The sequence below is a fragment of the Erythrobacter sp. BLCC-B19 genome (assembly GCF_028621955.1).
Taxonomy (GTDB): Bacteria; Pseudomonadota; Alphaproteobacteria; order Sphingomonadales; family Sphingomonadaceae; genus Erythrobacter.
Genome location: NZ_CP117516.1, coordinates 1,674,827 through 1,697,160 on the forward strand (window position 1 = coordinate 1,674,827; position 22,334 = coordinate 1,697,160).

The 22,334-nt window shown below is 68.1% G+C and carries 19 protein-coding genes; 6 read left to right on the plus strand and 13 right to left on the minus strand.

What is annotated here, in order from left to right; genetic code table 11:
* Positions 1-22: 22 nt before the first annotated feature.
* The 4 genes from PS060_RS07830 to PS060_RS07845 form a co-directional block, all read right to left on the minus strand.
* Positions 23-364: a hypothetical protein gene (locus PS060_RS07830; protein WP_273986664.1), complete on the minus strand. Its 342-nt coding sequence runs from the start codon at positions 362-364 to the stop codon at positions 23-25.
* A 158-nt stretch (positions 365-522) separates the two neighbouring features.
* On the minus strand, positions 523-843 hold the full coding sequence (locus PS060_RS07835; RefSeq protein ID WP_273986666.1) for a hypothetical protein: 321 nt from the start codon (positions 841-843) through the stop codon (positions 523-525).
* Positions 833-1,048, minus strand: a complete 216-nt coding sequence (locus PS060_RS07840) for an Arc family DNA-binding protein (RefSeq protein ID WP_273986667.1) — start codon at positions 1,046-1,048, stop codon at positions 833-835. The genes PS060_RS07835 and PS060_RS07840 overlap by 11 nt, the downstream gene beginning before the upstream one ends.
* Positions 1,049-1,055: 7 nt before the next feature.
* Complete coding sequence (locus PS060_RS07845; RefSeq protein ID WP_273986668.1) at positions 1,056-1,961, minus strand: SPFH domain-containing protein; 906 nt, start codon at positions 1,959-1,961, stop codon at positions 1,056-1,058.
* A gap of 173 nt (positions 1,962-2,134) precedes the next feature.
* On the opposite strand from PS060_RS07845, the gene PS060_RS07850 reads away from it, so the two are divergent.
* Positions 2,135-4,096: a TIR domain-containing protein gene (locus tag PS060_RS07850; protein WP_273986670.1), complete on the plus strand. Its 1,962-nt coding sequence runs from the start codon at positions 2,135-2,137 to the stop codon at positions 4,094-4,096.
* Between the two features lie 50 nt (positions 4,097-4,146).
* Positions 4,147-4,374: a hypothetical protein gene (locus tag PS060_RS07855; protein WP_273986672.1), complete on the plus strand. Its 228-nt coding sequence runs from the start codon at positions 4,147-4,149 to the stop codon at positions 4,372-4,374.
* Positions 4,375-4,439: 65 nt separating this feature from the next.
* On the opposite strand, the gene PS060_RS07860 is transcribed toward PS060_RS07855, so the two are convergent.
* On the minus strand, positions 4,440-6,752 hold the full coding sequence (locus PS060_RS07860; RefSeq protein ID WP_273986673.1) for a trypsin-like serine protease: 2,313 nt from the start codon (positions 6,750-6,752) through the stop codon (positions 4,440-4,442).
* Positions 6,753-6,946: 194 nt separating this feature from the next.
* Here PS060_RS07860 and PS060_RS07865 point away from each other — a divergent pair, with 194 nt between their 5' ends.
* Positions 6,947-8,953, plus strand: a complete 2,007-nt coding sequence (locus PS060_RS07865) for a hypothetical protein (protein ID WP_273986674.1) — start codon at positions 6,947-6,949, stop codon at positions 8,951-8,953.
* Here the strand turns inward: PS060_RS07865 and PS060_RS07870 are convergent.
* From PS060_RS07870 to PS060_RS07885, 4 genes are all read right to left on the minus strand, one after another.
* Positions 8,950-10,107, minus strand: coding sequence for a GNAT family N-acetyltransferase (locus tag PS060_RS07870; RefSeq protein WP_273986675.1), 1,158 nt, complete (start codon positions 10,105-10,107; stop codon positions 8,950-8,952). The two genes, PS060_RS07865 and PS060_RS07870, sit on opposite strands and share 4 nt — an antisense overlap.
* Positions 10,104-10,937: a JmjC domain-containing protein gene (locus tag PS060_RS07875; protein WP_273986676.1), complete on the minus strand. Its 834-nt coding sequence runs from the start codon at positions 10,935-10,937 to the stop codon at positions 10,104-10,106. The genes PS060_RS07870 and PS060_RS07875 overlap by 4 nt, the downstream gene beginning before the upstream one ends.
* Before the next feature lie 94 nt (positions 10,938-11,031).
* Positions 11,032-12,867 carry a gamma-glutamyltransferase family protein gene (locus PS060_RS07880; RefSeq protein ID WP_273986677.1) on the minus strand — a complete coding sequence of 612 codons (1,836 nt, stop codon included), beginning with the start codon at positions 12,865-12,867 and terminating at the stop codon, positions 11,032-11,034.
* Between the two features lie 39 nt (positions 12,868-12,906).
* Positions 12,907-13,458 (minus strand): DUF2306 domain-containing protein, encoded by a 552-nt coding sequence (locus PS060_RS07885; RefSeq protein WP_273986678.1) that lies wholly within the window; start codon positions 13,456-13,458, stop codon positions 12,907-12,909.
* 165 nt (positions 13,459-13,623) lie between these two features.
* On the opposite strand from PS060_RS07885, the gene PS060_RS07890 reads away from it, so the two are divergent.
* Entirely contained in the window at positions 13,624-14,484 is an 861-nt protein-coding gene (locus tag PS060_RS07890; protein WP_273986680.1) for a LytTR family DNA-binding domain-containing protein, read from the plus strand.
* Positions 14,485-14,583: 99 nt separating this feature from the next.
* The gene (locus tag PS060_RS07895) at positions 14,584-15,132 is read left to right on the plus strand and encodes a rhodanese-like domain-containing protein (protein WP_273986681.1); all 549 of its coding nucleotides are present in this window, start codon (positions 14,584-14,586) and stop codon (positions 15,130-15,132) included.
* 61 nt (positions 15,133-15,193) lie between these two features.
* Here PS060_RS07895 and katG read toward each other — a convergent pair whose 3' ends face one another.
* From katG to ahpC, 3 genes are all read right to left on the minus strand, one after another.
* Positions 15,194-17,398 carry a catalase/peroxidase HPI gene (gene katG / locus PS060_RS07900; RefSeq protein ID WP_273986682.1) on the minus strand — a complete coding sequence of 735 codons (2,205 nt, stop codon included), beginning with the start codon at positions 17,396-17,398 and terminating at the stop codon, positions 15,194-15,196.
* A gap of 268 nt (positions 17,399-17,666) precedes the next feature.
* Positions 17,667-19,256, minus strand: coding sequence for an alkyl hydroperoxide reductase subunit F (gene ahpF / locus PS060_RS07905; RefSeq protein ID WP_273986683.1), 1,590 nt, complete (start codon positions 19,254-19,256; stop codon positions 17,667-17,669).
* Between the two features lie 224 nt (positions 19,257-19,480).
* A complete protein-coding gene (gene ahpC / locus PS060_RS07910; protein WP_273986685.1) occupies positions 19,481-20,047 on the minus strand; it encodes an alkyl hydroperoxide reductase subunit C in 567 nt (188 codons plus the stop codon).
* Between the two features lie 190 nt (positions 20,048-20,237).
* On the opposite strand from ahpC, the gene PS060_RS07915 reads away from it, so the two are divergent.
* Positions 20,238-21,194, plus strand: a complete 957-nt coding sequence (locus PS060_RS07915) for an NAD-dependent epimerase/dehydratase family protein (RefSeq protein WP_273986687.1) — start codon at positions 20,238-20,240, stop codon at positions 21,192-21,194.
* Here the strand turns inward: PS060_RS07915 and aroC are convergent.
* Positions 21,191-22,261 (minus strand): chorismate synthase, encoded by a 1,071-nt coding sequence (gene aroC / locus PS060_RS07920; protein WP_273986688.1) that lies wholly within the window; start codon positions 22,259-22,261, stop codon positions 21,191-21,193. The two genes, PS060_RS07915 and aroC, sit on opposite strands and share 4 nt — an antisense overlap.
* Positions 22,262-22,334: the final 73 nt, after the last annotated feature.

Genomic DNA, 22,334 nt, shown 5'->3' on the forward strand with positions numbered 1-22,334 from the left:
GCAGCAGGGGCGGCCCCTGTTCCTAGGGGTTGTCGGAACCATCCTGCCGCCGTTGCTCCTTGCGGCGCGCGCGCTGCTTGTCGCGCAGGTGCTCCGACAGGTCGACCACCTCGGCATGACCGAGCATCCACCACAGCCCGCACACGAACCAGATCAGCATCCCGGCGACAAACAGCGCAACCGCGCTGCCGAAAGTCGCCTGCCCGGCAGGGCTGGTGATGTGATCTTCGAACCAGATGACCAAGGGTGCGAGCGATGCCAGCCACAGCGCAAACTGAACCCATCCCGCAAGCCCGCGCGGCACGATGGTAAAGCTGAGCGGCCCTCGGCTGTACAGCACGAAAGGCTTGTCCTTCCTGCGCATTCTTATCTCCTACGGGCTGCGCTGTTGCCGCGCAGTTCCACGACCTCGAAAGGAGTGGCCGGCAATGCCTGCCGACCGTGGCCAGCGTTAGCCTGTTAGCCTGAAAGAGCAAGCATTGCGGGGCATTACCCTGTGCAATCCTTGCCGGACGCGCCGCCTCAGCGGCGCCGCTTGCGTTCCATTTCGCGCTTTTCCCGCAGCAGCTTTTCGATGTCGACCACCTCGGCGCGCGCCTTCATCCACATGATCCCGCCGATCGTCCAGACCCCCATCGCGACGAGGAAGCCGACCAGGCCCGCCGCGAACATCCTGTCGCTGTGCTGGCTTTCGCTGAACAGCGCAAAGGCTCCCATGATCGGCAGGGACAGGGCGATCCAGCCGAGCATCAAGCGCCAGCCTTGCGCGTTGCGCGGGGTGATATTGAAGCTGCCGAGCGGCCCGCGGGTCAGAATGAACGGCTTTTCCTTGTCACGCATCATCACTTCCTTCGACTGACACAGCAGGCGGCCTTCCGCGGCGTGCGGGCTGGCTGCGCTCCACCTTCACCCCGCGCCGCGCCAGCGCCTCGCGCAGCAGCACCTCGATCTCGGCGTTCACGCTGCGCAGCTCGGCATCGGCAAGCCGCTGCACCGCATCGTGAAGCGCCGGATCGAGGCGCAGGGGAAAGGCCTTCTTGGCGGACATGGCCGGATCAGTAGAGCGACCCGGCGTTGACCACGGGCTGCGTCTCGCGCTCGCCGCACAGCACCACCATCAGGTTCGACACCATCGTTGCGCGGCGTTCGTCGTCGAGTTCGACGACGTTCTTCTCGGACAGCTGGGTGAGCGCCATTTCGACCATCGTCACCGCGCCTTCGACCAGCTTCTTGCGCGCGGCGATCACCGCTTCGGCCTGCTGGCGGCGCAGCATGGCCCCGGCGATTTCGGGAGCATAGGCAAGGTGGGTGAGGCCGCATTCGTCGACCGTGATCCCCGCCACCGACAGCCGCTCGATCAGCGCGATGCGCAGTTCGGCGCTGACTTCATCATGGTTGCCGCGCAGGGTGATCTCGTGATGCTCGATGTCGTCATAGGGATAGCGCGATCCGATCGAACGCACCGCGGCCTCGATCTGGGCGGTGACGAATTCACGGTAGTCATCGACATCGAACAACGCCTGCGCGGTGTCGGTGACGCGCCACACGACCTGAGCAGCCATTTCGATCGGGTTGCCGCGCGCGTCGTTGACCTTGATGGTCTGCGAAATGACGTTGTTGGCGCGCACCGCGATCTTGGTCTTGCCGAGCCACGGCAGCACCCAGCGCAGGCCTTCGTTGCGGTCGGTGCCCTTGTAGGCGCCGAACAGCTGGATCGCGGCGGCCTCGTTCGGGTTGATCATGTAGAAGCCGGTGAGGATGAACAGGCCGATGATGCCGGTGAGCAGCGAGCCGAGCAGCATCAGACCCGCAGGCTCGCCATCGGCGGCCAGCGTGTCGAAGAACATCCACGCCGCCGCTGACACCAGCGCAAGGCTGACCAGCAGCATGACATAGCCGCTTTGGGTGGAGGCCGGGACTTCGCGGCTGCGGTTCAGGGCAGGGGTATCAGCAGGGGACATGACGAATCTCCATGGGCGATATAATTATGATATCGTAATTATACCATGCCGCGCGCCGGTCAAGCGGAATCGGCGCAGGGGTCGCAAGCGCCTTTGCGCGCATCACCGCTTGGCGCTCGCCGCGGTTGGATGTAGCAAGCGGATCAGGGCTTTTGCGGGGAGGGGCGGTTTCAGTGGCAAGCGACGACGACACCGCAGGCACCGCTCGCCCGCTGCTGTTCGTCAGCTATTCGCGCGGCGATCTGGCGCGCGCGCGCCCGGTCATCGAACTGCTCGAAGGCGCAGGCTATGATGCCTGGTGGGATGGGCGGCTGGAGGGGGGCGAGAACTATCTCCAGACCACCGAAACCGCGCTGGAAGGCGCGGCGGCCGTGGTGGTGCTGTGGTCGGCGACGTCGGTGGATTCGCACTGGGTGCGCGACGAGGCGCAGCGCGGGCGCGAGCGCGGGTGTCTGGTGCCGCTGACCATCGACGGAACGATGGCCCCGCTCGGCTTCCGGCAGTTCCAGTTGCTCGACATCTCCGGCTGGGACGGATCGCCCGTCAGCCCCGAGGCGGCGCGGATTCTGGTGGCGGTGAAGGCGCGGGTGGGCGAGGGCGCACCGGCCACGACACCTGTGCGCGCCCCATCCCCTGCGGCACCTGCGCCGCGTGCCGGGATATCCCGGCGCACCGTGATGATCGGCGGCGCGGGCGCGGTCGGCGCGGCGGGGTTGCTGGGCGCGTGGCAGTTCGGCCTGTTCGGCTCGCCTGCCAATGCGACAACCTCGATGGTGGTGCTGCCCTTCGCCAATGAGACCGGCGACCCGGAAAAGAAGTATTTCTCCGATGGTCTCGCGCGCGAATTGCGCACTATCCTCGCGCGCAATCCGCGCCTCAAGGTCGTCGCGCCTACCTCATCCTCGGTGGAGGGCGAGGACGAATTCGCCCTCGGCCGAAAGCTGGGCGTGGCCCATGTCCTGCGCGGCGCGGTGCAACGCGACACCGCCAAGGTGCGGGTTCAGGCCGATCTGGTAACGGTCGAGAACGGCGAAGTGGTCTGGTCCGACCAGTATGACGGCACGCTCGAAGATGTCTTCGCGGTGCAGTCCGAAATCGCGGGGAAGGTGGCGCTGTCGCTGGTCGCGAAGATCGCCTCCGAAACCGAAGCCAAGCAGTCGCTCGCCACGCAAGCCGACATTGGCGGCACGCAAAGCGTCGAGGCCTATGAGGCCTTCCTGCGCGGCATGGCGCTCTATGATCTGGGCGCGGGCGGCGATTCCGACCTGAGCGGTCTTGCCCAGTTCGAGGCCGCGATTGCCGCCGATCCCGATTACGCCGCCGCCCATGCGATGCGCGCGACGATGCTGCTCAACCTCGCGGTGGCAGCCAGCGATGCGGGCGAGACGCGGCGGCTGTTTGCCGAGGCGATCACCGCCGCCAAGCGCGCCATCGCGCTGGAGGAGCGGTTGGCGCAGGGGCACCTTGCCTTGGGCTTTGCGCTCAACAACGGGCAATTGAAGCGCGCGGCGGCCCTGCCGTCCTATCAGGCAGCCGAGCGGCTGGGCGCGGGCGATGGCGATGTGCTGCGACAGGTGGCGACCTTCTATTCCTATGGCGCCGAACACGAGCGCGCCGGGCGGCTGATCGAGACCGCGCTGGAGCTCGACCCGCTCAACGCCCGCGCCTTCCGTTCGGCGGGCTTCGTGGCGCTGATGGCGCATGATTATCCCAAGGTCATCAGCCGGATGGAGCGCGCGCTGGCGCTCAACCCGACGCTTGCCAGCGCCTATTATGCGATGGCGGTGGCGCGCCTGGCGCAGGGCGATGCGGCGGGCGCGCTGGCGCTGGCGGAGAAGGAGCGCACGCCGATCTTCCGCCTGACCGCCACTGCCGCGGCCGCTGCGCGGCTGGGCGATACCGCCGGCTCGGCCAAGGCGATGGCGCAGATCCTTGCCGATTATGGCGATGCCGCGCTCTACCAGCAGGCGCAGGTCAAGGCGCAGCAGGGGGACAAGGCGGCGGCGCTGGCGCTGCTTGACCGGGCGGTTGGCGAGGGCGATCCGGGGCTGCTGTGGGCGCCGCGCGATCCGCTGCTCGATCCGCTGCGCGGCGAGCCTGCATTCGGCGAATTGCTTTCCCGCCTCGGGTCATGATAGCACTCGCATCCGCGCCCAATCGGGGGCGCGTTCGAGGGGGTACAGCTATGAAGATGATCGCGAAGTTCGCTCTGGTCGCCGCCGGTTCGCTGGCGCTCGCTGCCTGTGGCGGCAAGAAGGAAGAAGCACCCGCTGCCGAGCCGACTGCAGCCGAGCCCGAGATGATGGCGCCGGCCGATGCGGCCACTCCGGCCGAAGAAGAGCTCGACCCCACCGGCAACCCGATCGGCATGGGCGCGCCCGCTGCCGACGCGACCGCCGCCGCCGCCGAGTAAGTTCGCCAAGGATACACCAGTCCCGCCCGCGCGATGTTTCACGTGAAACACCGCGCGGGCGTGGCTTAGGGCCGCATAAGATCCGGCAGGATCGACCTAAGCCACGCTTGCACGCGCTTATGGCCGATGCGGGTGAAGCGGCTCGCCACTCCGGTCGTCCCGCATTTGATTCCGGCGCTCACCACCCCGATCACGGTCGGCACCTTGTCGGCCTCGCCATAGGTGATGAGCGGCCCGCCGCTGTCACCGTAGCACGCCTGCTGGCCGCGCGGCCCTGCGCCGCACAGCACGATGTCGCGCCGATCGGCGGAAAAGCCGGTGAGGTTGCCGCAGGCCTGATTGTCGAGCAGTTCGAGCCGCGCCCCGCGCAGCCGGTCGGGCGGTGCGCCGCCTTCCAGCGCGGTGCGGCCCCAGCCGAAAGTATAGACCGCCATCCGCGCCGGGATCGGGCGCGCTTCGGCGGCCTTGCGATCGAGCCGGATCTGCGCAACCGGCCGCACCACCCCCAGCTTCTGGCCGCGGGCCGGATCATACTGGACGAGCGCAATGTCGAAGACGAACTTGTCGCGCTTGTAATCGGGATGCTGGATCACATTCAGGATCGGATAGCTGAAGCCTTCGTCCGCGATCGGGTTGAACACCCCCAGCCGGATGCGGTGACCGCTGGTTCGCACCGGATAGCGCACCCCGTCGACGGTGTCGGTCAGGCAGTGCGCGGCGGTGAGGATCCAGCCCGGTCGGATCACCGCGCCGCCGCACAGCACCCGCTGGTCGCGGGTGAGTGTGCGCTGCCCCATCTTTTCGGGCCGCCACAGCAGCGCCTGCCACGGCGCGCTGCCGACCTTGGCGACAAAGCCGTTGATCACCGCCGTCACCTGCACGCAGATCACATCGATATAGCGCGTGCCGCGAAATTCGACGTCGGTGGTGGTGCAGGCTCTGGCGTTCTGCTCCTCTTCCCGGCGGCGCTGGTCTTCCATGTGGGCCGCGGCCATCGCCGCCATTTCCTCGTCGGAATATTCGGGCGGGGGGCTATCGTCTGCGGCCACCAGAAGCGGTGCGTCGGGCGTAAGACGGCTGGCGCCCCTCAGCCGGTCGCAGCCATCGCGATAGCCCTGTTCGCACAGCGTCCCGAACAGCGTCAGCGCGCGCGGCACGTCTGCCGCAAGGATCGTGCCCTGCGCCAGCCCGTCGCCAAGCTTGAGGCAGGCCTCGCGCGATCCGGCGTCGCATCCGCTCACCAGCCAGCTTTCGACCCGGCGCGGGTCGAAGGCGGTGACCCCGGCCTCGATATGCCCCAGCGCCCGCTCGCCCGCGCGGGCGCAGGTCTCGCCTCGGTCGGCAGCCGGATCGCCGACTTCGCAGGCCATCCCGCGCAGCCATGCGCCGCGCGGCAGGTCTTCGAGAGGGCCGCCCTCCTGTTCATAGACCCGCGCCAGCAGCAGGCAGGCGACTACCGCGCCTTGCAGGCAATCGGCGTTCAGCGCCGCTTCGTCGCGCACCGCCCGCGCGGTGTCGCAGCGCCAGCTGTCGATGGCGCAGGCGCGGTCGAACAACCGGATGGCGACAAGGCGCGGATCAACCCCCGCCTGTGCCGCGCCGCCGTCCCACTCGCCGCGCAGCACCGCCTTGCCCAGTGCGTCGCAGGCCCAGGCATTGCCCGCGCCGCAGCCCAGCCCCTGATAGGTGCGGGTGCGCGGGCCGGGGCCGCCTTCGTCGTCCTGCGCAAAGCCCGCAGCAGAGCTGCACGCCTCCACTGCCCCGGCGCGGCATTCCCGATCGAACAGCGCGCGACCTTCGGCCTTTTCGGCGGGCGTGGCGAAGGGGGCGGTCAGCAGCTCGCCAAGCCGCTGGCAGCTTGCGGCACTGCCGCGCGCGCAATTGGCGCGGCGCATCGCCGCAGCGCCCTCGGGATCGGAGACGCCGAACACGCCGCCCTCGATATCATTGGCCTGCTCGTCGCACCCCGCCGCCCAGCCCAGCTGGCAGGCGCGGACATAGAGATCGGCCGAAACCCGCCACGCCGCGCGATTATCGGCAAAGCGCAGCAATTCGGCGAGGCGATAGCAGCCCTCGGCCTCGGCCCCGTTGCAGGCCTGACGGTAGAGCAGTTCGGCGACCGGGCGGTTTTGTGCACGGCCTGCGCCGGTCTCGAACGCCGCGCCGTAGCGGGTGCATCCGGCAAGATCGCCTGCATCGCACGCCGCCTCGGCGGCATCGGCGGCGGCGGTATCGCGCGCGAGGCGTTCGGGATCGGGGTTGGTGGGGGCGCGTTCGAAGCCGGTCGGCGGATAGACGCGCGGCACGGGCGCATCCTGTGCGGTGGCGGCGGCGGAGGGCAGGGCAATGGCGAGACCCAGAGCGAGCCATCCCCCCATGATTTTGCGCGCCAGTCTGCCCATCATTTCGCTCCCCCAAGCCGCTGGCGATTATGCGCTTTTGCCGGGGAAGGGTCAAACCTTGCCGAGGGCGCACTTGCGCGCTTGTGTCGGGTGCGGTCTCGCGCTTAAGCAAGGCCGTCCCGGTGCGGCATGCGCGGCGCGTCTGGGGCTTGGGGGGAAGGGGTGCAACCATGCCGAATGCTGCTGCTGGCCTGCCCGCCCTGATCCGCGACAGCTGGCAGCCGCATCTGGCGCTCGGAGTGACCGGGCACCGCGCCACCAACCCCGCCTACCGCGCCCACGCCCCGGCGATTGCCGAAGCCCTGAGAGCGCTGTTTGCCGAGATCGACAGGCTCGCCGCCGCCCTGCCCGGTACGCGCGGGGCGGTGCGGCTGCACAGCCTGCTGGTCGACGGCACCGATCAGGTCGCGGCCGAATGCGCGCTGGCGCAGGGCTGGGAGCTGGCGGTGCCGTTGCCGTTTGGCGCAAGCCTCAACTGCGCGATCAATGCCCATCCCGCCTCGCTCGCCGATGCCGAGGCGCTGCTCGCCGGGCGACCGGCGCAAGACCCTGCGGTCGAGGCCAAGGCGGCGGCGATCCGCGCCGTGATTGACCGCGCGCAGCGGTTCGAGCTCGCCGACCGCGACGCCGAGATTGCAGCGCTATGGCGCGCGAGCCTTGCCGATCCGTCCGATCAGGACACAGCGCGCGCCTTTACGGCGCTGGCATCGGACAATGTCGCGCTCGCCGGGCGGGTGATGATCGAGCGGGTCGATCTCGTGATTGCGGTGTGGGACGGCAAGGTCGCCAATCTGCCGGGCGGAACGGGGCATACCGTCGCTGCCGCGCTGGCGATGGGCGCGCCGGTGCTGCTGATCGACCCGGCCCGGCCTGCGGCATGGCGCATCCTGACCCGGCCCGAAGAGCTTGCCCAGCCCTTCGACCCCGAGGCAGCGCCCGATACGGCCCGGCTCGAAGCGATCATCCGCGCCGCCGTGGTGGTCGAGGGGTGGGAGCCGTCGGCGCTGGCGGGCGAGACCTGGAAGCCCCGTTCCAGCCGCGCTTTCGGGCTCTACCGCCGGATCGAACGGGGGTTCGGCGGCGGCGGGTGGCTTGGCTCGGTCAGGGTCGATTATGAAGCCCCCGAGGCGATTGCGAGCGGCACCGGTGCCGAGGTGATCGCCGCGGCGGCGGCGATGCCGGGGGCCGACCCGGCGGTGACGCGGCAACTGGCCGATGCCTTGCTGCCGACCTTCGTCTGGGCCGACGGGATCGCCAACCGTCTGGCCGATGCCTATCGCAGCGGGATGATCGTCAACTTCGTGCTGGCGGCGCTGGCGGTGATGGTCGGGATCCTGTTCCTGCCGGCGGGCATGGCCGATTACAAATGGGTCTTCGCGCTGGTCGAACTGGCGCTGCTCGGCGCGATCCTCGGGGTGACCGCCGCGGGCGCCCGGCGCGGATGGCACCGGCGCTGGTTCGCGATGCGACGCGTGGCGGAATATCTGCGCCACGCGCCCTCGCTGCTGCTGCTGGGGGTCGCCCGGTCAACCGGGCGCTGGCCGCGCGGGGATCACGGCGCGGGGCACGGGCACGGGCACGGGGGAACGCCAGGCGCGGCCTGGCCCGAACATTTCGCCCGTCATGCCCTGCGCGACGTCGGACTTCCGCAAGTGGCGCTGACCCGCGATTATCTGCGCGCCGGACTGTGCGGCGTGGTTCTGCCCTATGTGGGCGGACAGGCCCGCTACCACGAAGACAAGGCCCAGCGGCTGGCGCGGGTCCACCATCGGCTCGACAAGGCGGCCGAGGCCTGTTTCGGTTTCGCCGTGCTGGCGGTGACGGCCTATCTGGTGCTGAAGGGGGCGGGGGTCATGGGCATCGTGCCCAAGCATCTCGCCAGCGACCTGTCGCCGTTCTTCACCTTCTGCGGGGTCGCCTTCCCGACGCTGGGCGCGAACCTTTCGGGCATCCGCTATTTCGGCGAATTCGAGCGTTTCAGCGCGATCTCGCGGGTGGCGGCGGGCAAGCTGCGCGAGATCGAGGCGCGCACCCGGCTGCTTGTGTCGGGGACGCCCAGCGCGCTGACCTATGCCGCGACCGCCGATCTGATCCATGCGCTCGATGAAGCGGTGATCGAGGAAATCGCCAGCTGGCAGGCCGTGGCGGGGGCGAAACACCTCGCGCTTCCCGCCTAACGCGCCAGACGACGCGCCCGCATCAGCCGGTCGAACACGGCCTGCCGCGCCCGCCCGCCGATCGCCACGGCCTGCGTGGCAAAGGCGCGGCGGTCGGGCCAGAGCGGATCGCCGGGCGCGTCCGGCGCAGCGCAGGTGTCGAACAGGCGGAGGCCTTCGCCCTGCGCGATCCCGGCCACCTCCCGCATCAGCAAGCGTCCCGGCGCAAAGGCGCGCAAGCTCTCGTCGAAGGCCATCTTGAAGCCATAGCCATGGCCGTCGGCCACAAACCAGCTCGACATCGCGACGATTTTCTCGCCCGCGCTCAGGCTGACAAGCCGCGCCGCGCCCGCCCGCTGGCTGCGGCGGATGACGTCGCGAAACAGGCTGGCGGTTGCCGCCTGGCACGCCAGCGCGGAGGCCGCGCGCCCCTTCCATCCGGCGCGCTCCAGCGCGAGAAAGGCGGCCAGCCACGGTTCGCAATCCTCGGGATGATCGTGGCGCACCAGTCGCACCGGGCCGTGGGCCTGCGCCAGCTTGCGCGCGAGCGTGTCGAGCCGCTTGTCGAGCTTGCGCCGCGCCGCCGGATCGGGCGCGGGGCTGGCCAGCTGCGCGGGGCGGGTGAAGCTGTGGCAGGTGTGCAAGGCGCGCCGCTGCTCCGCACACAGGCTGACGAGCGCAAGATGCGCCGGATCGTCGAGCGGCAGGGTATCGCAGCACAGGCCCAGCACCAGCCCCGGATGGCGGTCGAGGTGATCGAGCAAGGCCTGCCAGAACGCCCGCTCCGCCCCGGCGCGCACCAACGGGGTGCCGATGAACTGGTTGGCGGCCTTCCAGCTGTGGAAGGTGGGCACAGGCCAGCGCCCGATCTGCGCCTCCTGTGTCAACGGCAGCACCCCGAGCCACACGCCCGAGGCTTCGCGCACCACGGCAAGCCGCAACGACCAGTCGCGCGCGCAGTGGCGGATGGCGGGCGCCATGAACCAGTCGGCGGCAAAGATATTGCCCGGCGCAGCGCAAGCCGAAAGCGCGGCCCAATGGGCACGGTCGGCAGGCGTCAGCCCGGCGGGTCGCAACAGCGCGACCGACAGGCTGCCAACGCTACAGACCGCGCTGGCGGAGCGCCGCACCGGGGCCGGATCGATAGCCAATTCGGATGCGCCGAGCGGTTTCACAGCAGGCCGACCCTGTGCCCGACCCGCCCCGCCGCCGCCCGCACCCACGGGGCCGAGCGGCGCCGCGCCGGATCGAACGGGGGCAGGCCCACCCGCCGCAGCAGCGGGTTGAGCCGCAGCGCATCGGCCACCGCGCGGCTGGTGCGGCACTGCCAGGTCACCGACAGGGAGACGGAGGGTTGATCCCCCGCCCGCACCCAATGCGGCGCGGCGTGGGGAACGAACAGCGCATCACCCGGGCCAAGCAGGTGCTGCTCGCCCGCTGCGGCAAAGTCAGGCGTCCAGTCGAGCATATTCTCGCCCGCCCGGTGATAGGCCTCGCGCTGCGCCAGATCGAGGAAGGGCGGAGCGGGCGGATAGGCCGCGAAGATCTTGTCGCCGGCAATCTGGAACAAGATGTTGTATTCGGCATCGAAGTGGAACGGGGTGTGGGTGCCGGGGCCGGAGATGAAGATGAAGCCCTTCACATCGCGCGGCGCGCCGGTTGCCGGGCCGATCACCGGCGCCAGTTCGCCAAGCAGCTCCATCAGCAGCGCGCGGTAGGCCGGCAATTGCTCGATATAACGTAGCATCGTCCATTGCGGCAAAGTGCCGCCTGCGGCGATTGTCTCGTCCGGGGGAGCAGCGCCTTCCACCTTGCGGAAGCCCTCGCCGTCAACCGCGTTGCCCACCCGCGTCTCGACGTGCGCGGGCGGCATGGCGCGTGCGGCTTCGGCCAGCGCGTCGTAGCCCAGCAGCCGGTGGCCTGTCAGGGTGTGGCGCACACGCCCCGGCGCTCGCGGATAGCGCGCCGCCAGTTGTGGCACCGAAAGCGGGTCAATCAACGACATGGATGCGGCCCTGTCAGAAATCGCTACTCGATTTCAGCGCTTTAGCCGCATCCGGTGAAAGCCCCGTTAACGCTTTGGGGCAAAGGGCGAGCGATCAGTAACCGCTCGCCTGCCCGTCCTTACGCATCTCGGTCGCGCCGGTGTAGACCCCGGTCACCGGATCGCGGGCGATGGCCTGATAGCCGCCGAAGGGGATGCCGGTGGTCTCCACTTCGACATTGTGGCCCATTTCGCGCAGCGCAGCGACCGTCGCGCCGGAGATGCCGGGCTCGACCTGCAACACGCCCAGCGTGTCGAGCGCCACCGTATCGGTCTCACTGCCCGCCAACGCATCGGTCGGCTGGCGGCCGCCATCATGGTGGAGCCGCGCGGCATCGCCCGCCTCTTGCAGGTTCATCCCGTAATCGACGAGGTTGATCAGCACCTGCACATGGCCCTGCGGCTGCATCCCGCCGCCCATCAGCCCGAAGCTCATCCACGGCTTGCCGTCCTTCTTGATGAAGGCCGGGATGATCGTCTGGAACGGGCGCTTGGCGGGCGCATAGGCGTTGGGGTGCGCGGGATCGAGGCTGTAGAGCTCGCCCCGGTCCTGGAACATGAAGCCGAGGCCATCGGGCACCAGCCCGCCGCCCATGCCGCGATAGTTCGACTGGATGAGGCTCACCATCATGCCCGAATTGTCGGCGACGGTGAGGTAGGTGGTGTCGCCTTCGCCCTCCAGCTTGGGGGCGACCAGCGCGCCGGGGGAGAACTTGTCGGTCGCCTTGGCCGGGTCAATCAGGGCAAAGCGCTGCTTGCCATATTCATCGGTCAGCAGCTCGGCAGGCACCTTGGCAAAGGCCGGGTCGGCGTAAAAGCGCGCGGCATCCTCGAAGGCGAGGCGCTTGGCCTCGGTGATATAGTGGATGACCTCCGGCGATCCGCGCTCCCACTGGGCAAGGTCGATATTCTTCAGGATGTTGACCATTTGCAGCGCGGCGAAGCCTTGCGAGTTGGGCGGCAGCTCGCACAGCTCGTAGCCCTTGCGATAATGGACGCAGGCGACATCGACCCAGGCGCTGTCATGGCGTTCGAAATCGGCGAGCGTGAAGGCGCTGCCCTGCCGCTGGAGGTAGTCGGCCATGACCTTGGCAAGCTGGCCCTTGTAGAAGGCATCGCGCCCACCTGTGGCAATGGCTTCCAGCGTGCTGGCCAGATCGGGATTGCGGAACATCTCTCCGGCGCGCGGCGCGCGGCCATCCTTGAAATAGACCTTGCGGGCATTGTCGAATTCGAACGGGTTCTTCTTCAGCTGGCGTTCGTAATTCTTCAGGCCGCGTTCCATGTACATCGCGATCACGGGAGCGACCGGGTGGCCTTCGCGCGCGTAGCGGATGGTGGGGGCGAGCACGTCTGCCATCGGCAGCTTGCCGAAGCGGGCGTGGAGATCGAACCACGCATCGACCGTGCCGGGGATCGTCACCGGAAGCGGGCCAACCGGAGGGATCGAGGTCGCCCCTGCGGGGAGCTTGGCCTTGAGCTGATCGAGCGTCTGCCCGGCGGGCGAGCGGCCCGATCCGTTGATGCCGATCAGCTGGCCGGTCTTGGGATCATAGACAATCGCGAACAGATCCCCGCCGATGCCGTTGCCGGTCGGTTCCATCAGCCCAAGCGCGGCATTGGCGGCAATCGCGGCATCGACCGCCGATCCGCCGGCCTTGAGAATGTCGAGCGCGATTTGCGTTGCGAGCGGGTGAGCGGTGGCGGCCATGCCATGCGGGGCAACCACCGGCGAGCGGCTCCACGGCGCGCCGACGGGCCGCGCGCCGGGTCCGATGCCGCGGGTGGCCTCTGGGGTGGTCGCGGCGGGGTTGGGGGTCTCCTCGGCGGCGAGCGCGGCGGGGAGAAGCAAGGCGGCTCCGGCAAGGAGCAGGGGGGTCAGGATACGCATGGCTGCGCACCCTAACCCCCGCTTCGCGCGGCGCAAGTGTCAGCCCAGCAGCAGCACCTGCATCAGTCGGCCCGGGATCAGGAAGGCGGCGATACCGGGGATCATCAGCGCGGTCAGATAGGTGCGCACCAGGTGCGCCTTGTGCGCGGCGATGTTCCCGGCCCGCGCGGTCGCCATCACCTTCCAGGCGGCGTGAAAGGTCAGCGGCACGAAGAGGTGAATCCAGCTGAAGCTCCCGCTCGACTGGATGAAGATCGCCGAGCTGGCGGTAACCAGCATCAGCACCAGCCACAGCTTGCCGAGCTGCTTGTGGAGCGCGGTGCCTTTCTTCGCGAGCAGCAGCCAGCCGCCCAGCGGGATGGTGGGGAGCACGGCGGCAACGTGGATGATGATCGGCAGCTTGGCATAGGCGCTGACATCCGGTGCCAGCCCCAGCGCGGCGCGGCCCAGCGCCCAGATGATCGCAAAGCTCATCGTGAAGCAGGCGAGGCTGATCGCGGTGCGTGCAGCCGGGCCAATGTCAAAGCCCGGCTTGGCGGCAGCGGCGGCATTCGTGCGGCGGGTGGCAAAGGGCAGGGCGAGGGTGGTCATGGTCAGGCTCCCGATAGCTGGTGGCTGTGTCTGACCCCCGGAGTGCCGCAGCCCCGCTCGCGGGCAATCGTCCCTTCGCGGGCGGGCTCTCCCATGCGTGAAATGTCCGCCTTTCCTGCGGCCTGCCACTTTACGAAGCGCGAACGGGCCGTCAGGAATGGGCGCATGACGGCCCCAACGCCCTCGCCCCGCCACGCGCTGCTGCGCCGGATCATCATTGATCTGGCGGTGATGAGCGTGATCGGGGTGTTCCTCGCGATCATCGGCCCCTTCGGCAGCATTGCAGCACCCTTGCCCGAACGGCTGGTGACCTGGCTCGGCTTCGCCTGGCTCGGCTATGCCTGCTACCGCCCGATGCAGGCGATAGTCTGCTGGGGCGAGCGGGCGCTGGCCCTGCCGCGCTGGGGGATGCTGACGGCGACCTGTCTGGTGGCGACAGTGCCGATGACCTTTGCGGTGCTGGCGGTGAATATGTTGCCGAGCGGCGAATGGCGCTGGCCGGGGCTGGAGGTGCTGGTGGGCACCTATTTCTCGGTGCTGGTGATCGGGAGCGCGGTGACGGTGCTGTTCAATGTGGTGCAGGGCCGCCCTGCCGAAGCACCTCCTGCCGCCGCGCCCATGCCCGTGTCCCAGCCAGCCGCCCCGCCTGCGCCGGTCAGCGAACCCGCAACCATCCCCGCGCCGACCGCCCCGCCCCCACTGGCAGCAAGCGCGCCGCATCCGCTGCTCGACCAGCTGCCGCCCGAGCTGGGGAGCCAGATCATCGCGCTGGAGATGGAAGATCACTACGTCCGCGTGCACACCATGCTGGGATCGGCGCTGGTGCTGATGCGGCTGCGCGATGCGGTGGCGCTGGTGGGCGAGATCGAGGGGATGCAGGTGCACCGCAGCTGGTGGGTCGCGCGCGGCGCGGTCGAGGAAGTGCTGCGCGAGGGGCGCAATGTCCGCCTGCGCTTGCCGCGCGGGATCGAAGCCCCGGTCGCCCGCGCGCAGGTTGCGCCCTTGCGCGACGCGCGCTGGATCTGAGCGGCGCGCAGCGGCAGGCCGCGCCGAGATCCCCCGCGTTCAGCGCGCGCTCATCGGCGGCCCGGCAGCTTGTGCTTCTGACGCAAGGGGAGCCGCCGCATGACATGTGCCCAACCGCCCATCGCCGAGTTTCGCAAGGCGGCCCTGTCCTGCGCAGGCGCGCTGTGCCTTGTCTTGCCCGGCCCCGCGCTGGCGCAGGAAGCCGCGCCCAGCAATCCGCAGATCGACTATGCCGGTTTTCTGGCCCGCGCGGCGGCATTGGAGCCGGTGCGCCGCGACAAGCTGCTAAGCTGGGAAGAATTCGCCGAAAAGGCCCGGCAAGAGGGCGCGTTGCTGCTCGATGCCCGGTCGCCCTGGGCCTTTGCGCAGGGCCATATCAGGGGCGCTGTCAATCTGCCGATCAGCGACTTCACCGATGCCGCGCTCGCCGAGGTGATCGGCGCAAACCCCGACCGGCCGATCTACATCTACTGCAACAACAACTTCACCGATAACCGCGCGCCGATTGTCACCAAGCGGGTGGACATGGCGCTGAACATCCAGACCTTCATCAACCTGCACGGCTATGGCTACACCAACGTCTGGGAACTGGGCGCGATGGTGTCGACCAGCCAGCTGGGGGATGACTGGGTGGAAAGCGCGGGCTGAGACAAAGCAAGAGCCCCCGGCATCGCTGCCGGGGGCTTTCGTGTTTCAGGCGCGCTGCGCGTCAGTGATACTTGGCGTAGCTCACGTCGAAGCGGTCGGCGTTCATCACCTTGTTCCAGGCCGAGATGAAGTCGCACACGAACTTGCCCTCGTTCCCGGCTTCGGCATAGACCTCGGCCTGCGCGCGCAGCATCGAGTTCGAGCCGAACACCAGGTCAGCCCGGGTCGCGCGCCACTTTTCCGCGCCGGTTGCCCGGTCGGTGCCGACATATTCCTCGTCGCCCGAGCCTTCGACCGGCGCCCACTTGGTGCCCATGTCGAGGAGGTTGCGGAAGAAGTCCGGCGTGAGCGTGCCGACGCTGTCGGTCAGCACCCCGTGCTTGCGGTTGCCGCTGTTCGCGCCGAGCACCCGCATCCCTGCGACCAGCACCGCCATTTCGGGGATCGACAGGCCGAGCAGGTGCGCCTTGTCGATCAGCATTTCCTCGGTGCGGACATCGGCCTTGGTCTTGAGGTAGTTGCGGAAGCCATCGGCAAACGGCTCCAGCGGTTCGAAGCTCGCCGCATCGGTGTGTTCGTCACCGGCATCGCCGCGCCCGCCGAGGAACGGCACGGTCACGTCATGCCCCGCATCGCGCGCGGCCTTCTCGACCGCCGCGCTGCCTGCCAGCACGATCGCATCGGCCATCGAAAGGTTGCCGCGATGGGCGTCGATCACGCCCAGCACACGGCTGAGTTCCTCCGGATCGTTCGCCGCCCAGTCCTTCTGCGGGGCAAGCCTGACGCGCGCGCCATTGGCCCCGCCGCGATGGTCGGAGTTGCGATAGGTCGAGGCCGAGGCCCAGGCTGCCTTGACGAGTTCGCTGACGGTCAGCCCGCTCCCAAGGATCGCGGCCTTGAACGCGGCGACATCGGCATCCGAAGGCGTGGTGCCCGCCGGAACCGGATCCTGCCAGATCAGCGTTTCCGCCGGAACTTCCGGCCCGAGGTAGCGGATCTTCGGCCCCATATCGCGGTGGCACAGCTTGAACCACGCGCGGGCGAAGGCATCGTCGAGCGCGGCCTGATCGTTCAGGAACTTCTCGGAAATCTTGCGATATTCCGGATCGTTCTTGAGCGCCATGTCGGCGGTGGTCATCATCGTCGGCACGCGCTTGTTGGGATCGCGCGCGTCGGGGGCCATGTCTTCGGGATCGGGGTTGATCGGCGTCCACTGGTGGGCACCGGCGGGCGACTTCACCAGTTCGAAGTCGTACTTGAACAGGATGCGGAAATAGTCGCCGCCCCACTTGGTCGGGTTGTTCGACCAGCTGCCCTCGATCCCCGAGGTGGTGATGTTGCCCGCCGCGATCTCGGCCTCGTCATTGAGCCAGCCGAAGCCCATCAGGTGCAGGGCTTCGCTCTCCGGCGCGCCGCCGAAGGTGTCGGAGGGGTGCGCGCCGTGGGCTTTGCCGAAGGCGTGGCCGCCGGCGGTGAGCGCCACGGTTTCCTCGTCGTTCATCGCCATGCGGGCGAAGGTCTCGCGCATATCGCGGGCCATGCCTTCGGGGTCATGCGGGTTGCCCTGCGGCCCTTCGGGATTGACGTAGATGAGGCCCATCTGGATCGCGGCCAGCGGGTTATCGAGCGCCTTGCCTTCCTTGGGCTGGATGCGGGTGGCAACGCCTTCGTTGACCCATTGCTCCTCGGTGCCCCAGTAGACCGACTCCGGTTCGAACACGTCGGCGCGGCCGCCGCCAAAGCCGAAGACGGGCCCGCCCATGCTTTCGATCGCGACATTGCCCGCGAGGATGAACAGGTCAGCCCAGCTGATGTTCTTGCCGTATTTCTGCTTGATCGGCCACAGCAGGCGGCGCGCCTTGTCGAGGTTGCCGTTATCGGGCCAGGAGTTGAGCGGCGCAAAGCGCTGCTGCCCGCTCGAGGAACCACCGCGCCCGTCGCCGGTGCGATAGGTGCCCGCCGCGTGCCAGGCCATGCGGATGAAGAACGGGCCGTAGTGGCCGTAATCCGCCGGCCACCACGGCTGGCTGTCGGTCATCAGCGCGGTGAGATCGGCCTTCAATGCCTTGTAATCGAGCGCGTTGAACGCTTCGGCATAGTCGAAATTCTCGCCATAGGGGTTCGCGCTGCGCCCGCCTTCGGTGAGGATGTCGAGCTGGATGGCCTCGGGCCACCAGTCACGGTTGGTGCGGCCCAGCAGGCTGCGCATTTCGGTGCTGCCGTGGAACGGGCAACCGCCGCTGATATCTCCGGTTTTGGCGTCCATGATGGTTCTCTCCTCTCAACGATGAACGGTCAGACTCGCCCTTGGGGCAAAGTCTATGGGGAGAGGATGACGCTTTCGGGATGGTGCGTCCAATCGATTAATGCGCGTTTTTTGATTGATTGGGGCGATTAGTGGGGCGGAGGGCAAAGAAAAAGGGCAGGCTGTTTCGGGCCCACCCCTAACCCCTCCCGCAGGCGGGAGGGGGACTGCGTAGCGCTGGTTCTCCCCTCCCGCCTGCGGGAGGGGCCGGGGGTGGGCCCGCGGCTAGTTAAGCCGCCTGCGCTACCTCTTCGACCGGCTCGTTGCGGATCAGGAAGTCGAACGCTCCCAGACCCGCCTTTGCGCCTTCGCCCATGGCGACGACGATCTGCTTGTGCGGCACGGTGGTGCAGTCACCCGCGGCGTAGATGCCGGGGATGGAGGTCGCGCCGTGATCGTCGATCACGATTTCGCCGAACTTGCTCAATTCGAGACCCGTCTCGCGCAGCCATTCGGTATTCGGCACAAGACCGATCTGGACGAACACACCTTCAAGGTCGATGCGCCGCTCGTCGCCATTGGCGCGGTTCTTGACCACGAGGCCGCTCACCTTGCCGCCTTCACCGAGAATTTCGGTGGTCTGGCCGTTGGTGATGATCTCGACGTTCGGCATCGAGCGCAGCTTGCGCTGGAGCACTTCGTCGGCGCGCAGCTTGGTGTCGAACTCGATCAGCGTCACGTGGCCGACAATCCCGGCAAGGTCGATCGCCGCCTCGACGCCCGAATTGCCGCCGCCGATCACCGCGATGCGCTTGCCCTTGAACAGCGGGCCATCGCAGTGCGGGCAATAGGCGACGCCCTTGTTGCGATACTCCGCCTCACCCGGCACGCCGAGGTTGCGCCAGCGCGCGCCGGTCGAGAGGATCAGCGAGCGCGCCTTGAGGCTCGCGCCGTTAGCCATCACGACTTCATGGTAGCCGCCGACGTCCTTCGCCGCGCGCAGCTCCACCGCGCGGGCCAAGTCCATCAGGTCGATCTCGTATTCGCCGACGTGCTTCTTCAGGCTGTCGGTCAGCTTCGGCCCTTCGGTGTAGGGTGTGCCGGGGAGGTTCTCGATCCCGAGCGTGTCCATCAGCTGGCCGCCGAAGCGCTCCGCCGCGATGCCGGTGCGGAAACCCTTGCGCGCGGTATAGACCGCCGCTGCCGCACCCGCCGGGCCGCCGCCGATCACCAGCACCTCGAAAGGCGCCTTGGCGGCGAGCTTCTCGGCCTGCTTGGCGTCAGCATTCTTGTCGAGCTTCGCCAGAATCTCGGCCAGTTCCATCTTGCCGTTGTAGAACGGCTCGCCGTTAAGGAAGGTCGCGGGCACGGCCATGATGTCGCGCGCCTCGACTTCCTGCTGGAAGGTGCCGCCTTCGATCAGGGTGGCGGTGATGCGCGGGTTTTCGAGCGCCATCAGGGTGAGCGCCTGCACCACGTCGGGGCAGTTGTGGCACGACAGCGAGAAGAACATCTCGAAGTGATAATCGCCCTCCAGCGCGCGCACCTGCTCGATCAGGTCGGCATCGACCTTGGGCGGGTGCCCGCCGGCCCACAGCAGCGCGAGCACCAGCGAGGTGAATTCGTGGCCCATCGGGAGCCCTGCGAAACGCACCCACTTCTCCGCATCGCTCGCGCGGCGGATCACGAAGCTGGGCTTGCGGGCGTCGGCGCCGTCGAAGCGCGCGGTGACGAGGTCGTGGAGGCCCGCGATCTGTTCGATCAGCTGGCGGGTCTGGCGCGACTTCTCGCTCTCATCGAGCGAAGCGACCAGTTCGATGCCCTCGCGAAGGTTGGCGAGATAGGTCTTGAGCTGGGCCTGCATGGCGGCGTCGAGCATGGGAATCCTCCGGGCGCGGGCAAAGCGGCCGCGCAGTCAAATTGATGCGATCCGTCGATAGGTAACGCGGAACCGGATGCTGTGCCCGTCAAAGGGGGGGAGGGGCAGGAACATCCGGTTCCGGCTACGACCCGAGGGGATTGGAGAACCTCGGGATTTGACGGCAGGGCGGCCTTGGGGGAGGGGGAGACGGCGCGCCCTGCCGATCGTGTCAGCCTTGTGGCTTAGATCTTGCCGACCAGGTCGAGCGAGGGGGCGAGGGTGTCCGCGCCTTCTTCCCACGCCGCCGGGCAGACCTGACCGGGGTTGGCGCGCACATACTGCGCGGCCTTGATCTTGCGGGTCAGTTCGTTGGCATTGCGGCCCACGCCTTCGCAGGTGATTTCCATGATCTGGATCACGCCGTCGGGATCGACCACGAAGGTCGCGCGGTCAGCAAGGCCCACGCCTTCACGCAGCACGCCGAAGTTGTTCGACAGCACGTGGTTCTGGTCGCCCAGGAACGGGAAGGTCAGCTTGCCGATCTTGTCCGAAGTGTCGCTCCACGCCTTGTGGCTGAAGTGCGTGTCGGTCGAGACGGCGTAGACTTCGACGCCCATCGCCTGAAGCGTGGCGTACTTCTCGCCCATGTCTTCCAGTTCGGTCGGGCACACGAAGGTGAAGTCGGCCGGGTAGAAGAAGAACACCGACCACTTGCCCGCGAGATCCGCGTCGGTGACGGTGAAGAAGTCCTTGCCCTTCTGGAAGGCGGTGGCGGTGAACGGCTTGAGGGTCGAACCGATGATACCCATGGGAGTTTGTCCTTGTTCTGGGTGGTTGAGAGGAAACTTGACGCCGCCTACATAGTGCCTGCTGCGCCGCACAAAAGTTGATTTGTGCGATTGCGAAAATCGGTTTTTTCAATGAGTGCGGCGGGAACCAATCGGATTTGACGTTCATTGATGCTCTTGCCCCGCTCGCGGGCGATGATAGGCGTGGGCCATGCGGGTTCTCCTCACCGGATCGTCGGGCTGGCTGGGCCGCTTTCTTGCGCCGCTGCTGGAACGCGCGGGGCACGAGGTGACCGGGCTCGACATTGCTCCGGGGCTTCACACCGATGTGCTTGGGAGCGTCGCCGACGCGGGTCTGATCGAACGGCTATTCGCCGAAAGCGGCTTCGAGGCCGTTGTCCACGCGGGCGCGCTGCACAAGCCCGATATCGTGCGCTACCCGGCGAGCGCCTTCGTCGACGTCAATGTCACCGGAACGTTGAACCTGCTCGAGGCGGCGGTGCGGCACGGGGCGGGGCGTTTCGTCTTCACCTCCACCACCTCGCTGATGATCACCCGCGCGATCCGCGACGAGGTGGCGGCAGAAGCGGTGTGGCTCGACGAGACCAGCGGGCCCCTGCAACCGCGCAACATCTATGGTGTGACCAAGCGCGCGACCGAGGAACTGTGCCGCCTGTACCACGACCTCCACGGGTTGCCGGTGATCGCCCTCAGGGTCTCGCGCTTCTTCCCCGAGGACGACGACACCCACGCCGTCCCCGCGGGCGAGAACCTCAAGGCCAACGAGTTCCTGAACCGCCGCCTGACGGTGGAGGACTGCGCCGCCGCCCACCTCGCCGCGCTCGACGCCGCGCCGAGGCTGGGCTGGGGGCTCTATGTTGTGAGCGCCCCGCCGCCCTTCACCCGCGCCGATGCCGCGCGGCTGAAGACCGACGCGGCGGGGCTGATCGCGGAACGCTTCCCCGAGGCGCCTGCGCTCTACGCCGCTCGCGGCTGGGTGCTGCCGCAGAGCATCGGGCGGGTCTACGACCCTACCGCGATTGAGCGCGACCTCGGCTTCCGCTGCCGGACCGATTTCGCGGCGGTGCTGGCGGCTCTGCGCGAGGGTAGGCCGCTCCCCTTCACTCACGATCCCGGCTATGTGCCGCCCAAGGAGTTGGGGCGCTAACCCACCTGCCCGCGGTGCAGCAGCTTGTGATCGGCCAGCACCAGCGCCATCATCGCCTCGACCACCGGGGTGCCGCGGATTCCCACGCAGGGGTCGTGGCGGCCCTTGGTGACGACTTCCACTGCTTCACCGGCGGAATTGATCGATTCCACCGGGGTCAGGATCGAGGATGTCGGCTTGAACGCCACGCGGCACACCACCGGCTGCCCGGTCGAGATGCCGCCCGCGGTGCCGCCTGCGTGATTGGCGAGGTAGATCGGCTTGCCATCGGGGCCGGGGCGCATCCGGTCGGCGTTTTCTTCCCCGGTGAGGCGCGCGGCTTCGAACCCGTCGCCGATCTCGACGCCTTTCACCGCATTGATGCTCATCATCGCGGCGGCGAGGTCGCTGTCGAGCTTGGCATAGATCGGCGCGCCCCAGCCTGCGGGGACGCCCTCCGCCACGCATTCGACGATCGCGCCGAGCGAGGAGCCGGCCTTGCGCGCGGCATCGACCTTTTCTTCCCAACGCTTTGCCGCCGCCGCGTCAGGGCAGAAGAAGGGGTTGTTGGCGATCTCGGCATAGTCGATGTTCGCCGGGTCGATCCGGTCGCCGCCCAATTCGCAGACGTAAGCCGTGATGGTGACCTCCGGGATCACCAGCCGCGCCACCGCGCCTGCCGCCACCCGCGCCGCCGTCTCGCGCGCTGAGGAGCGTCCGCCGCCGCGATAGTCGCGGATGCCGTATTTGGCGTCATAGGCGTAGTCGGCATGGCCCGGGCGGTAGCGCTGGGCGATCTCGGAATAGTCCTTGCTCCGCTGATCGGTGTTCTCGATCATCAGCGAAATGGGCGTGCCGGTGGTCTTGCCCTCGAAGGTGCCGCTGAGGATCCGCACCAGATCATCCTCGCGCCGCTGGGTGGTGAAGCGGCTGGTGCCCGGCTTGCGGGCGTCGAGGAAGGGCTGGATGAACTCCTCGGAGATCGCCAGTCCAGGCGGGCACCCGTCGACAACCGCGCCCAATGCGGGCCCGTGGCTCTCTCCCCAAGTGGTAAAGCGCAGCACGCGCCCGAAGGTGTTCCAGCTCATGGCCCGCGCATTTGGCGCAAGTGTGGGCATCTGTCCATAAAGGCTGGACGCTTGGGCAAGCTTAGGTCAGGAA

Bases quoted from the DNA above. Each gene is read 5' to 3' on its own strand.
- PS060_RS07830 (WP_273986664.1), bottom strand. From the start codon at position 364: ATGCGCAGGAAGGACAAGCCTTTCGTGCTGTACAGCCGAGGGCCGCTC.
- PS060_RS07835 (WP_273986666.1), bottom strand. From the start codon at position 843: ATGATGCGTGACAAGGAAAAGCCGTTCATTCTGACCCGCGGGCCGCTC.
- PS060_RS07840 (WP_273986667.1), bottom strand. From the start codon at position 1,048: ATGTCCGCCAAGAAGGCCTTTCCCCTGCGCCTCGATCCGGCGCTTCAC.
- PS060_RS07845 (WP_273986668.1), bottom strand. From the start codon at position 1,961: ATGTCCCCTGCTGATACCCCTGCCCTGAACCGCAGCCGCGAAGTCCCG.
- PS060_RS07855 (WP_273986672.1), top strand. From the start codon at position 4,147: ATGAAGATGATCGCGAAGTTCGCTCTGGTCGCCGCCGGTTCGCTGGCG.
- PS060_RS07860 (WP_273986673.1), bottom strand. From the start codon at position 6,752: ATGGGGGGATGGCTCGCTCTGGGTCTCGCCATTGCCCTGCCCTCCGCC.
- PS060_RS07865 (WP_273986674.1), top strand. From the start codon at position 6,947: ATGCCGAATGCTGCTGCTGGCCTGCCCGCCCTGATCCGCGACAGCTGG.
- PS060_RS07875 (WP_273986676.1), bottom strand. From the start codon at position 10,937: ATGTCGTTGATTGACCCGCTTTCGGTGCCACAACTGGCGGCGCGCTAT.
- PS060_RS07880 (WP_273986677.1), bottom strand. From the start codon at position 12,867: ATGCGTATCCTGACCCCCCTGCTCCTTGCCGGAGCCGCCTTGCTTCTC.
- PS060_RS07885 (WP_273986678.1), bottom strand. From the start codon at position 13,458: ATGACCACCCTCGCCCTGCCCTTTGCCACCCGCCGCACGAATGCCGCC.
- PS060_RS07890 (WP_273986680.1), top strand. From the start codon at position 13,624: ATGACGGCCCCAACGCCCTCGCCCCGCCACGCGCTGCTGCGCCGGATC.
- PS060_RS07895 (WP_273986681.1), top strand. From the start codon at position 14,584: ATGACATGTGCCCAACCGCCCATCGCCGAGTTTCGCAAGGCGGCCCTG.
- katG (WP_273986682.1), bottom strand. From the start codon at position 17,398: ATGGACGCCAAAACCGGAGATATCAGCGGCGGTTGCCCGTTCCACGGC.
- ahpF (WP_273986683.1), bottom strand. From the start codon at position 19,256: ATGCTCGACGCCGCCATGCAGGCCCAGCTCAAGACCTATCTCGCCAAC.
- ahpC (WP_273986685.1), bottom strand. From the start codon at position 20,047: ATGGGTATCATCGGTTCGACCCTCAAGCCGTTCACCGCCACCGCCTTC.
- PS060_RS07915 (WP_273986687.1), top strand. From the start codon at position 20,238: ATGCGGGTTCTCCTCACCGGATCGTCGGGCTGGCTGGGCCGCTTTCTT.
- aroC (WP_273986688.1), bottom strand. From the start codon at position 22,261: ATGAGCTGGAACACCTTCGGGCGCGTGCTGCGCTTTACCACTTGGGGA.